This is a genomic window from Aeromonas rivipollensis (genome assembly GCF_037811135.1).
In the GTDB taxonomy this organism is placed as follows: domain Bacteria; phylum Pseudomonadota; class Gammaproteobacteria; order Enterobacterales; family Aeromonadaceae; genus Aeromonas; species Aeromonas rivipollensis.
Window position 1 is genome coordinate 1,445,151 of sequence record NZ_CP149130.1, and the last position, 12,615, is coordinate 1,457,765.

9 protein-coding genes are annotated in these 12,615 nt (G+C 62.6%); 5 read left to right on the forward strand and 4 right to left on the reverse strand.

What is annotated here, in order from left to right; genetic code table 11:
* Positions 1–80: 80 nt before the first annotated feature.
* The 3 genes from WIR04_RS06625 to recN all read right to left on the reverse strand — a co-directional run bounded on the left by WIR04_RS06625 (position 81) and on the right by recN (position 3,943).
* Positions 81–521: a universal stress protein gene (locus WIR04_RS06625; RefSeq protein WP_163135351.1), complete on the reverse strand. Its 441-nt coding sequence runs from the start codon at positions 519–521 to the stop codon at positions 81–83.
* Between the two features lie 383 nt (positions 522–904).
* On the reverse strand, positions 905–1,798 hold the full coding sequence (locus WIR04_RS06630) for a DHHA2 domain-containing protein (protein ID WP_338891401.1): 894 nt from the start codon (positions 1,796–1,798) through the stop codon (positions 905–907).
* Positions 1,799–2,278: 480 nt separating this feature from the next.
* Positions 2,279–3,943: a DNA repair protein RecN gene (gene recN, locus WIR04_RS06635; RefSeq protein ID WP_338891403.1), complete on the reverse strand. Its 1,665-nt coding sequence runs from the start codon at positions 3,941–3,943 to the stop codon at positions 2,279–2,281.
* Between the two features lie 336 nt (positions 3,944–4,279).
* On the opposite strand from recN, the gene WIR04_RS06640 reads away from it, so the two are divergent.
* Positions 4,280–5,440 (forward strand): GGDEF domain-containing protein, encoded by a 1,161-nt coding sequence (locus tag WIR04_RS06640; RefSeq protein WP_338891405.1) that lies wholly within the window; start codon positions 4,280–4,282, stop codon positions 5,438–5,440.
* Between the two features lie 39 nt (positions 5,441–5,479).
* On the opposite strand, the gene nadK is transcribed toward WIR04_RS06640, so the two are convergent.
* A complete protein-coding gene (gene nadK / locus WIR04_RS06645) occupies positions 5,480–6,364 on the reverse strand; it encodes an NAD(+) kinase (protein ID WP_025327679.1) in 885 nt (294 codons plus the stop codon).
* Between the two features lie 264 nt (positions 6,365–6,628).
* Here nadK and grpE point away from each other — a divergent pair, with 264 nt between their 5' ends.
* The 4 genes from grpE (at position 6,629) to WIR04_RS06665 (ending at position 12,606) form a co-directional block, all read left to right on the forward strand.
* Positions 6,629–7,204 (forward strand): nucleotide exchange factor GrpE, encoded by a 576-nt coding sequence (gene grpE, locus WIR04_RS06650; protein WP_338891408.1) that lies wholly within the window; start codon positions 6,629–6,631, stop codon positions 7,202–7,204.
* Between the two features lie 334 nt (positions 7,205–7,538).
* Positions 7,539–9,464, forward strand: coding sequence for a molecular chaperone DnaK (gene dnaK / locus WIR04_RS06655; protein WP_025327677.1), 1,926 nt, complete (start codon positions 7,539–7,541; stop codon positions 9,462–9,464).
* A gap of 253 nt (positions 9,465–9,717) precedes the next feature.
* On the forward strand, positions 9,718–10,854 hold the full coding sequence (gene dnaJ, locus WIR04_RS06660; protein WP_025327676.1) for a molecular chaperone DnaJ: 1,137 nt from the start codon (positions 9,718–9,720) through the stop codon (positions 10,852–10,854).
* A gap of 261 nt (positions 10,855–11,115) precedes the next feature.
* Positions 11,116–12,606 (forward strand): carbohydrate porin, encoded by a 1,491-nt coding sequence (locus WIR04_RS06665; RefSeq protein WP_338891411.1) that lies wholly within the window; start codon positions 11,116–11,118, stop codon positions 12,604–12,606.
* Positions 12,607–12,615 lie beyond the last annotated feature (9 nt).

Genomic DNA, 12,615 nt, shown 5'->3' on the forward strand with positions numbered 1-12,615 from the left:
AGGGGGCGGTGCAAGGGGCTTGGGAGGTCTACGAGGGGATAAATGCAGGAAGCCCGCTCGTTGAGCGGGCTTCCGGGTACTCAGCCGACGGCCTTGAGTTGCTCGGCATAGGGCTCGTGGCAGATCTGGATATCGACGGGCAGCTTGTAGATGAGCAGGCGGGCCAGCGAACCCTCCATCCAGTGGTGGCGGCTGCCGACCAGCAGGAGCGAGGTCGAGTGGGAACTCAGCCACTGGCCCAGATCCCTGACCACGTCATCGACCACCAGGCAGTGGTAATCCACCGGATGAGGCAGCAGGGTGATGAGTTCGCTGATGATGGCCTTGGCATCCAGCGTGCCCTGGGCGCTGCGCTCTTCCTCGGACAGCGACAGGCTCTTGCGGCGCACCTTGCTGCTGTGGGTCAGGTGCAGCAGGGTCAGGTCGCAGCCCAGCCCCTGTGCCAGGCGGCTCGCCTTGGCCAGCGTCTCCTGCTCGTAATCCTTGCCTTCCAGCAACAGCACTATGTTGGTGTGGGTCATAAGCAGTTCTCCTTGGCATGGCGCGGGTCACCGGGGACAAAGGAGCTGTCCCCTACCACAATGATCCCGCTCTGTATTGCATGGTACTCACTTGTCTGCGGGCGCCAGACGTCATCCTTTGTCGGTGAGGGCGCGCAATATCATCTTCGTTTACATCAGCATAACAGACGCAGTTGAACGGAGAATGAAGACATGCCGCCCATGACCCCCTTGATGGAGGAATGGCATGGGTAAATGGTCTATGGGCAGCATAGCTGTGGGATTTTTCTTGGATGAGCCTGGTGATCATGCTGCTCGCCAGGCTTCAAGCCAAGGTGCCGGGACCTGGTGCCGAAGGGCGGGCAATCTCAGTGGCGGTCGGGGGGCCGCCACTGTGACAGGGCTTAGCGGGGCACTTTTGACAACTGCTGGGTCAACCAGGGAAGCCCCTCTTTCTTGCGGCTGAGGGCCCCCGCCAGCTGGACCGGCTCGGCGGGCAGTATGCCCCTGCTGGCAAAGTGGAGCTCACTGCTTCCCTTGGCCAGATCGGTCAGCATCAAGACATAGCCATCCAGCGAGTCCAGGGCCAGCCTCTGCGCCATGGCCTGATGCAGCTCCTCCATCCGGCTGTGGACCTGGCTAGGATCCATCACGCAGATCTGGCTGACCATGAGGGAATGGCCCGCTATCTGGTAAGCCTTCTCGTCGGCCACGAGCAGCTCGCGCAGGGGGGTATCGCCCAACTGGGTGCGCCGCTCCAGCAGGGTCTGGGCAAAGGGGGCCAGGGCCAGATCGGCGATGGGCAGCAGCCGGTCGACCGCTAGCCTGTCCTCTGCGGTGGTGGTGGGGGAGGTGAAGTTGAAGGTATCGCTGATGATGGCCCCCAGCAACAACCTGGCCTGGGCGCGGGACAGATTGGCATGGCCCATCAGCTCCAGCAGCACGGTGGCACTGCACCCGACCGCCCTGATCCAGGCATCGAGGGGGCCACGGGTGATGAGGGTGCCGATGCGGTGGTGATCGATGAGGCCCTGCACATCGGCCTCGGCCAGCCCCTCAGGTCCCTGCTCCAGTTCGCTGAAATCCACCAGAAAGACCGGCTTGTTGGCGATGCTGCCCGTCAGAACCGGGGGGGCCTCCACCCCTGCCGTCTCCAGGATGAAGCGGGTCTCGGCAATGGGGTCACCCAATGCATAGGCCTGGGCGGGGCGACCCTGACGGTTGAGCCAGTCGGCGGTGACCAGCGCGGTGCAGATGCTGTCGCTGTCGGGATTCTTGTGGCCAAAGACATGAAGCATGAGGCGGTTCCTGATGTGGGGTGATGGGCTCGGCCGCATGTCGCGGCGCCGGGCCAGAGAGGGTCATGGGGCCCGAGTTGGTTCCACTTTACTGTCTGGCGGTGATGGGGGCAAATCCGGCCAGGCTCTGGTTTCTGGCCTGGGGCATTGAGAGTCGAGAAGGGGAGGGCGCACCGCCGTCATTGACCAGGGCCGCTGGCGGCGGGTCCGGGGGATGGTTCGCCTTTCCGGGCAGGTTGCTTGAGAGGTTTGCTACTCGCTTATCCAGTCAGGTGGCCGAAGGCTTGATGGCTCGCCACTCAAGGCAGGCTGCCGGAGAGTGGTTACTCACCTCCCCGATCAGGCCACCGAAAAGGTTGATGATATGCCAGGACTGGTGCCGGGAGGCAGGTGACTCACTCCCGGTCAGGTTATCGAAGGGGCTGATGGGGCTCGCCGCCCTGGGGCGGCGAGGGGGGTCGATGGCTTGCCGCGCTGCCCTCAGGAGGCAAGCAGCTCGCGGGCGTTGGCCAGGGTGTTGTCGGTGATCTGATCCCCCCCCAGCAGACGGGCCAGCTCGTTGAGGCGGGCCCCCTGGTTGAGCGCCTGCATCTGGGTCTCCGTGGTCTTGCCGTCCGTGTGCTTGCTGACCACCATGTGCTGGTGGCCCTTGCCGGCCACCTGGGGCAGGTGGGTGACCACCATCACCTGGGTGGATTCGCCGAGCTGGCGAAGCAGACGGCCCACCACGGCTGCCGTCGGGCCGCTGATCCCCACGTCCACCTCGTCGAAAATCAGGGTGGGGGTGGAGATCTTGCGGGCGCTGATCACCACTATGGCGAGGCTGATGCGCGACAGCTCGCCGCCGGAGGCCACCTTGCCCAGCGGCTGTATGGGTTGCCCCGGGTTGGTGGTGACCATGAATTCCACTCGATCGATGCCGAGTGGCGACAGGCTGCTCTGGGCGTCGGGGCGCACCTCGATGGCGAAGCGGCCATCGGGCATCGCCAGCTCGTGCATGCTGGCGGTCACCTGGGTGGCCAGCTCCTGGGCATAGCGCTGACGGCTCTGGCTGAGCACCTCTGCCGCCTGGACAAAGGCCTGACGGGCCTCGGCCAGTTCATCCTCCATCCCCTCTAACCGCTCCTCATCGGAGTGGAGGCGGGCGAGATCGCTGGCCAGCTCCTGATGGTGCGACGGGAGATCCGCCGGCTTGACATGGTGCTTGCGGGCTAGGTTGATCGCCTTGGAGAGGCGGGCCTCCAGCTCGTTGAAACGCTCGGGATCCAGCTCCAGCAGATCCAGATAGCTGCGCAGCTCGCTGTGGCTCTCCTGCACCCCGATCAGGGCTTCGTTCAGCATGCCGAGCACGTTGCCAAGGCGGCTGTCCATGCCGGCCAGGGTCTCGGCCCTGTCCACCGCCACCTGCAGCAGGCCGGCTATGGTGGTCTCCTCGTTGTCATAGAGCAGGTCGAGGCAATAGCCGCACTCCTGCATCAGCTCGGTGCCGTTGGCGAGGCGCTGGTGCTCCTCTTCGATGGCCTCAAACTCCCCGGGTTGCAGGGCGAACTCGTCCAGCTCCTGCACCTGATACTCGATGAGCTGGCGACGGGCCTCCCGCTGCTGCTGCTCGGCCTTGAGGCGGTTGAGCTCGTTCTGCAGCTGGCGCCACTGCTGATAGTGCTGGCGCACCTCATCGAGCAGCAGGTGGTGACCGGCATAGCCGTCCAGCAGGGCGAGCTGATAGTCAGGCTTGAGCAGCAGCTGATGCGCGTGCTGGCCGTGAACGTTGACCAGCAACTGGCCCAGGCTCCTGAGCTGCACCAGGGGGACTGGGACGCCGTTGATGTAGCTGCGCGAGCGCCCCTCGGCGGAGAGTACCCGCCGAACTATGCACTCACCGTCGTTCTCCAGCTCGTTGGTGGCGAGCCAGGCGCGGGCGGCCGGGTTGCCGTCCAGCAGGAAACGGGCACTGACTTCCGTCTTGTCGCTGCCCGGTCGCACCATGCTGGCTTCGGCCCGCTCGCCGAGGCAGAGGCCGAGGGCGTCGATGGCAATGGATTTGCCTGCCCCCGTCTCCCCTGTGATGCAGGTCATGCCGGATTGCAGATCGAGTTCGAGAAACTTGACGATGGCGAAGTTGTTGACGGTCAGCTGGGTCAGCATGGTCTCATCCTGTATGGGTCAACATTACTGTGTATGTATCCAGTATATACTGGTCTTATATACAGTAAAGTGTGCGGAGCGGGATTTTTTGCCGGGCAAGGGGGTGAGGGGCTGTGCGAGGAGGTTACACAGGGAGAGACACTGAACCGTCATGGCATCCTATGGGGGATGTGTCCTTAGGGGCCAGGTGCGCGATCAGCCTGTATTGGTTCACCTTTATGGGGTCTTGTCGAGGCAGTGAACTTGTGGAGTCGGGGTGGCTGAGACACACTCGAGACAGGCATGGCTCGGGTTCAACGGGCAGGCCACCATGCTCTTCACCAAGGATGCGTCTAGATGATCCACACCCCGACCCTGTTGTTGATCTCCCTGGCAATCAATCTGATGTCGGCACTGCTCATGTTGTTCATCCATTTCTTGAAGCCTGGTCGGCGCAACTTCCTGTTCTGGTCCCTGTCGGCCTTCCTCTTCTCCCTCTCCATCTTGCTGCTCAGTCTGGGGATAGGAAGTGGTCATCCGGCCCTGGGGATAAGGGTCGGTGGCCTGGTCTCCCTCATGAGCATATTACTGTTGCTGGCCGGCTTTTATGCCCTCTATGGCCTGTCCTGGCGCCCCCGCGTCCTGTGGGGCGGGGTTGCCCTGCTGCTGCTTGCCTATCTGGGGCTGTCGAGCCATTTCGAGGTGCGCATGGTGCTGGCCCTGATGGAGTCTGTGGTCTACCTCTGGTGTGCTTGTCTCATCGTTTTCCTCAGCCGGCACCAGAAGCGGGTACTTCATGCCGTCGCCGTCATCTACCTGCTGCATTTCACCATACTGCTGAGCCAGGGGTTGCTGCTCCTGCTGGGAGCCAATGGCCCCGTGAGTGAGGGAGACTGGCTGCTCGATGGGATCTTCTTCATGCACATGGTGCTGACCATAGGCTCGGTATTGCTGCTGCCCCTGGTGGCCTATGTGGAGGCGGAGCAGGCGCTGCTGGCCCTCTCGGAGCGGGATCCCCTCACCGGGGTGCTCAACCGGCGCGGCCTGTTCAGGCAGGGGGAGCGGGCGCGGCCAGGGCAGATGCGCTGCGTGGTGGTGCTCGACATCGATCACTTCAAGCGCGTCAATGACCGATTTGGTCACGGTTGCGGTGATGAGGTGATCCGGTACGTGGCCAGGGTGCTGGTGGCCGAGACGCGCAAGGATGATCTGGTTGGGCGCATAGGTGGCGAGGAGTTCGCCATCATCATGGGAGGGGTGAACGGCCAGATGGCCCATGGCATCTGCGATCGGATCCGTCGCCAGATAGAGACTGGCTCCCGTCAGGGGGCCTGCCCGCCGTGCGAGGGGGTGACGGTCAGTGTGGGGGGCGTCTGCGCGGGCGCGGAGTCAGGGCTGGCGCACTTGCTGACGAAGGCCGACGAGGCCATGTACAGGGTCAAGGCGGCGGGGCGAAATGGCGTGCATCTGCAGCTCGAGCCCGGACCGCTTCGGCTGGTTGAGGGCGGCGAGGGCTAGCCCCTCGCCGCCAGGCTTGCTGCGGCCCGGGCCCGCTGGCTAGAACAGCTTGCTGCCCCAGCCGAGCTTGTTGCGCAGCACGTGGAAGTAGCTGTAATCCAGCGGGTGCACCAGATGCAGCTTGTGCTGGCTCTTCTTGATGAGGATCTCGTCCCCCGGGTGGACCGCCAGGGTCACCTGGCCGTCGCAGCTCACCTGCATGGCATCATCCTGATTGTCGGGGGAGACCAGCAGCCGTACCTCGCTGTCCGCGTCCAGTACGATGGGACGGCTGCTCAGGGTGTGCGGGAACATGGGCACCAGCGTGATGGCGTTGAGCTTGGGGGTGAGGATGGCGCCCCCCGCCGACAGGGAGTAGGCGGTGGAGCCGGTGGGGGTGGCCACTATGATGCCGTCCGAGCGCTGGCTGTACATGAAGCTGCCATCGATATAGACCTCGAACTCGATCATGTGGGCTATCTTGCCCGGGTGCAGCACCGCCTCGTTGACCGCCAGGTTGCTCGACTTGCGCTCGCCGTGGCGATAGACGGCGGCCTCCAGCAGGAAGCGGTGCTCGCTCTTGAAGTGGCCGGACAGCACCTGCTCCAGGGGCAGCAGGTAATCCTGGGGGGAGAGATCGGTCAGGAAGCCGAGGTTGCCCCGGTTCACCCCTATCACCGCCACATCGAACCGGGACAGCACCCGGGCCGCCCCCAGCATGTTGCCGTCACCGCCGACGACGATGGCCAGATCCGCCTGCTCACCGAGCTGCACCAGATCCATCACGTTGTCACCCAGCATGCCAAGGGTCTGGGCGACCCGGCTCTCCAGCAGCACCCGAAAACCGCGGGTACTCAGGTATTGATACAGGCCGCTGAGGGTCTGGTTGGCCCCTTCGTGGTGGGGCTTGCCGATGAGGGCAACGGTTTTGAACGGAGAATCCATAGGTTATCGGGTCTGGGGAAGTCTTGCGGGGAGTATACCGCGCTTTGCCGGGGATTTGTCTGTCTCCATGGCCCTTGGCGCAATCGGCCCCGAAAAGCGGCAAGCTGGCCGGCTGGCGGCAGGCATTGTGCCTGATATGGCCTTTTCCCCTTGAAAGCCGGGGCTGCGTCCCCATAATAGCGCCAACACAGGGTCCGTTGACGCGTGTCGCTTACCTGAACGTCAGCAACCCCTCATAAGTAACCCCTGAATATTGGAGATGTCATGAGCCACGAAGAACAAAAGGTTGAAGCGATGGAGCAAGTGGAAGCCCAGCCAGTCGAGCCGACCGATGTAGACAGTGAAGTGACAGCCGAGCAGGCCCGCATTGCCGAGCTGGAGGCCCAGTTGGAGGCAGCCCAGCAGGCATCCCTGGAAGAGCGTGAGCGCGCCGTGCGTGCCGTCGCCGAGATGGAAAACCTGCGTCGCCGCGCCGCTCAGGACGTGGAGAAGGCACACAAGTTCGCGCTGGAGAAGTTCGCCGCCGAGCTGCTGCCGGTGCTGGACAACCTGGAGCGTGCCATCGAGCTCGCCGACAAGGAGAGCGAAGCGCTCAAGCCGATGATCGAAGGGGTCGAGCTGACCCTCAAATCCATGCAGAGCTCGGTGGCCAAGTTTGGCCTGGTCGCCCTGGATCCGCAGAACCAGGCGTTCGACCCCAACGCCCATCAGGCCATGAGCATGATAGAGAACGCCGAGCTGGCGCCCAACACCGTCATCGCCGTGATGCAGAAGGGCTATGAACTCAACGGTCGGGTGATCCGTCCGGCCATGGTGATGGTCTCCAAGGCCCCGGCCTGAGCTCCGTCCCTGTGCTGAGCCCGCCGCTCGGCGGGCTTTTTATTGGTAGCGGCGCCATCAGGGTATTTGTTGGCGCCATTTGGCAAGCACTCTTGCGCCCAAGGGGCAAGAATGCGCGGTTTTTTAAGGTCAGGGCTTGAAGCGTCGGCTTGAGACCCCATATAGGTGGCAAGGCCACGGCGGCATCTGATTTCAGTGGCATGGAAATTTAGGTGACACGGAAAGAATTTGATGTCGGGTGCTTGAAAGCCACAGTGGCAGGCCCCACCTAGCCGTTAACGTATTTAAGGCGAGCCCCTCGCCAGTTTATTCAAAGTATTTGGAGATTCGTCAAATGGGTAAAATCATCGGTATTGACCTGGGTACTACCAACTCCTGCGTTGCTATTCTGGATGGCGACCATGCTCGCGTGATCGAGAACGCGGAAGGCGACCGTACTACTCCGTCCATCATTGCCTATGCCGATGACGGCGAAATCCTGGTTGGTCAGCCGGCCAAGCGCCAAGCCATCACCAACCCGAAGAACACGCTGTTCGCTATCAAGCGTCTGATTGGCCGTCGTTTCGAAGATGAAGAAGTACAGCGCGATCTGAAGATCATGCCGTACGCCATCGCCAAGGCTGACAACGGTGACGCCTGGGTAGAAGTCAAAGGCAAGAAAATGGCACCGCCGCAGATCTCTGCCGAAGTGCTGAAGAAGATGAAGAAGACCGCCGAGGATTACCTGGGCGAGCCGGTGACCGAAGCGGTCATCACAGTACCGGCCTACTTCAACGACGCCCAGCGTCAGGCCACCAAGGATGCCGGTCGCATCGCCGGTCTGGATGTAAAACGCATCATCAACGAACCGACTGCTGCGGCCTTCGCCTATGGCGTGAACAAGGTCAAGGGCGAGCGCAAGGTTGCCGTCTATGACCTGGGCGGCGGTACCTTCGACATCTCCATCATCGAGATCGACGAAGTGGAAGGTGAAACCACCTTCGAAGTACTGGCGACCAACGGTAACACCCACCTGGGTGGTGAAGACTTCGACAACCGCGTCATCAACTACCTGGTAGACGAGTTCAAGCGCGAGCAGGGCATCGACCTGCGCAACGACCAGCTGGCTCTGCAGCGTCTGAAAGATGCCGCCGAGAAAGCCAAGATCGAGCTCTCTTCCGCCCAGCAGACCGACGTCAACCTGCCGTACATCACTGCAGATGCCACAGGTCCGAAGCACATGAACATCAAGGTGACCCGCGCCAAGCTGGAATCCCTGGTGGAAGACATGGTGAAAGACTCCCTGGAGCCGGTTCGTGTCGCCCTGAAAGACTCCGGTCTGGCCGTTGGCGAGATCGACGACGTCATCCTGGTGGGTGGTCAGACCCGTATGCCGCTGGTTCAGAAGACCGTTGCCGACTTCTTTGGCAAAGAGCCGCGTAAAGACGTCAACCCGGACGAAGCCGTGGCCATGGGTGCTGCCATCCAGGGTGCCGTACTGTCCGGTGACAAGACCGACGTACTGCTGCTGGACGTGACCCCGCTCTCTCTGGGTATCGAAACCATGGGCAGCGTGATGACTGCGCTGATCGAGAAGAACACCACCATCCCGACCAAGAAGTCCCAGGTGTTCTCCACTGCCGAAGACAACCAGTCTGCCGTGACCATTCACGTGCTGCAGGGTGAGCGCAAGCGCGCCAGCGACAACAAGTCCCTGGGCCAGTTCAACCTGGAAGGCATCCGTCCGGCACCGCGCGGTCTGCCGCAGATCGAAGTGACCTTCGACATCGACGCCAACGGCATCCTGCACGTCTCCGCGAAAGACAAGGAGACCAACAAGGAGCAGAAGATCACCATCCAGGCCTCCTCTGGTCTGTCCGATGACGAGATCGAGCGCATGGTACGCGAAGCCGAAGCCAACGCGGCGGAAGACAAGAAGTTCGAAGAGCTGGTGCAGACCCGCAACCAGGCTGACGGTCTGGTCCACTCGGTACGCAAGCAGGTCACCGAAGCCGGTGACGCCCTGCCTGCCGACGACAAGACCAAGATCGAGACTGCACTGTCCGAGCTGGAAGCCGCCATCAAGGGTGACGACAAGGCTGCCATCGAAGCCAAGCAACAGGCCCTGATGGAAGCGTCCCAGAAGCTGATGGAGATTGCCCAGCAGCAGGCTCAGGCGCAAGGCGCCGGTGCCGAGGCCGGTCACTCCTCTTCTTCCGCCAAGGCTGACGACGACGTGGTCGACGCCGAGTTCGAAGAAGTGAAAGACGACAAGAAATAAGCCCAACCCAGATGGGCAGAGCAGACTCTGCCCATCGGCTCAGAATCTGTTCGCGGTCTGTCGCGAGAGGCCGTCAGCAAGGTAAAGAGCAGCGCAGGAACCGGAGTGTATGTGAATACATGAGGATTCCGAGCAGCACATGAGCCTTGATCACGGCTTCGTAGTAAGAGTGTGAGCAGATTCGTCAATGAATTTACGGGCGTTGGGTAACCAACGCCCGTCTGCATAACGGCTCAAGTAGAACAGGATGAGTATGTCGAAGCGCGATTTCTACGAAGTGCTCGGGGTATCGAAAGGTGCCGACGAGCGCGAGATCAAGAAGGCGTACAAGCGTCTGGCGATGAAGTATCACCCGGATCGCAATCAGGGTGATGCCGCATCGGAAGAGAAGTTCAAAGAGGTCAAGGAAGCCTACGAGGTCCTGACCGACGAGAACCTGCGTGCCCGCTATGACCAGTACGGTCATGCCGGCGTGGATCAGAGCCAGGGCGGCGGCCAGGGCGGCTTCGGCGGTGGCGCCGATTTCGGTGACATCTTCGGCGATGTGTTTGGTGACATCTTCGGCGGTCGTGGGGGTGGTCGTCGCGGCCCGGCCCGTGGCTCCGACCTGCGCTACAACATGGAGCTGACCCTGGAAGAGGCGGTGCGCGGGGTCTCCAAGGAGATCAAGATACCGACCCAGGTCCATTGCGAGGTCTGCAACGGGTCCGGTGCCCACACCGGCAGCCAGGCCCATACCTGCCCGACCTGTCACGGCTCCGGTCAGGTGCAGATGCGCCAGGGCTTCTTCGCGGTGCAGCAGGCCTGCCCCCACTGTCACGGTCGCGGCAAGATCATCAAGGATCCGTGCCGCAAGTGCCATGGGGAAGGGCGCTACCAGAAGACCAAGACCCTGTCGGTGAAGATCCCGGCGGGCGTCGATACCGGCGATCGCATCCGTCTCTCCGGCGAAGGGGAAGCGGGGGAGGCCGGCGCACCGGCAGGGGATCTCTACGTACAGGTCCACGTCAAGGAGCACGAGATCTTCGTCCGTGACGGCAACGATCTCTACTGCGAGGTACCCATCAGCTTCACCACGGCGGCGCTGGGCGGCGAGATCGAAGTGCCGACCCTGGATGGCCGGGTCAAGCTCAAGGTCACGGCGGAAACCCAGACCGGCAAGCTGTTCCGCCTGCGGGGCAAGGGCGTCAAGTCCGTGCGCTCCGGCCAGGTGGGGGATCTGATGTGCAAGGTGGTGATCGAGACCCCGGTCAAGCTGACCGAGACCCAGAAAGATCTGCTGCGCCAGCTGGACGAGTCCTTCAGCGGTGCCGCCGCCAAGACCCACAAGCCGAAATCCGAAGGCTTCTTCGAAGGGGTGAAACGCTTCTTCGACGATCTGACCAAGTAATCACCGCAAGCGTGATGCAAGCCGGCCTCTGTGCCGGCTTTCTTTTTGCCTGCCATTTGCCCCGGATCCGCCCTATTGAGTGGATCCCGATGAGGGATCCTCCTCACAACTCCCGGCGGTTTTCCCTGTGCAAACGTTACTCTGATCACAAGTGGCTGAAACGGTTTAGCTGGCATATTGAGTTAGCTAAAGCGGTTTAGCTATTCTCTGCTCGTCCATAACAACAGCGCCCGGACGGGCGGCAGATGACAGGTGAGGAAGATGACGATGTTCAAGAGCAAGTTGGCGCTGGCGGTGGCGCTGGGATTGGGGATGAGCAGCCCGCTGTGGGCGGCGGAGGGCGGTATCGAAGCGCGTCTGGCGGCGCTGGAGGCACGGGTGCAGGCGGCCGAGTCCCGCGCCGCCGCTGCCGAAGCGCGGGCCGACGAGGCCCAGAGCAAGGCGAGCGAGGCCCGGGAGACAGCAGTGGTGGCCAAGGCCCAGAGCGAGAAGGTGGACAAGCAGACCGCCGGTGCCCAGGGCTTCGAGTTTCACGGCTACGCCCGCTCCGGCCTCCTGGTCAACAGCAACGGCAACGGCGGGCGCGGCGGCCCCTACCTCACCCCGGCCGGCTCTGTGGGCGGGGCCGTGGGTCGCCTTGGCAACGAAGACGACACCTACATGGAGGCCAACCTGCTGAAGACCCAGACCTTCGATGACGGCAGTTGGGCCCGCTACAAGCTGATGCTGGCGGACGGGGTGGAGACCAGCAATGACTGGACCGCCAGCGATTCTAGCCTCAACACCCGTCAGGTGTTTGCCGAAATCGGCGACCTGGCGAGCTTCAGCGGCCCCTTCCAGCACTCGGTGCTCTGGGCGGGCAAGCGCTTCGATCGGGACAACTTCGACATCCACTGGCTCGACTCGGATGTGGTCTTCCTGGCCGGTACTGGCGGCGGCGTCTATGACGTGCAGCTGGCCGACAGCTGGAAGGCGAACTTCTCCCTCTACGGCCGTGACTACGGCGACATCAGCGCCAGCGGCCTGTCGGACATAGAGAGCTACATCCTCACCATGAACAACAGGTTCGGCAACTGGCAATGGATGCTGAACGGTTTGTCTGCCAAGGACAACGAGGCGCGCATCAACGACGGCGGCGTTGGCAGCGAGGCGGCGAACAAGGGGGCGCACACCCTGCTGGCCTACCACGGCGAGAGCTTCTTCGGCATCAATCCCGGCTTCTCCAAGGCCGCCGTGCTCTACGGCCATGGCCTGGGGGCCGAGCTCAAGGGGTTGGGCTCCGACAGCGAGCTGCTGCCGGATGCCGACGCGGTGCGGGTGGCGGTCTTTGGCGCCACCGATCTCAACCCGCGCTGGCGTTTTGCCCCGGCCCTGCTGGCGGAGCAGAGCCAGGATCGCTACGTGAAGGGGGACGAGTATCAGTGGCTGACCCTCAACACCCGGGTGGCCCAGGTGCTGAGCCAGAACGTCGAGCTGGTCTACGAGGCCGCCTGGCAGTACATGGACCTTGATCCCAAGGGCTACAAGGGCCGCCAGGCGGTGAGCGGCAACTTCACCAAGCTCACCTTTGCCCCCACCTTCAAGGCGCAGACCGCCGGCTTCTTCGAGCGGCCCGAGCTGCGGGTGTTCGCCACCTGGATGGACTGGTCTTCCGAGCTCGACAACTATGCCAGCACCGATGCCATGGGCCAGAGCGATTTCACCGCCGGTGGCGAGTGGAACTTTGGCGTGCAGATGGAAACCTGGTTCTAGTTCGTTATC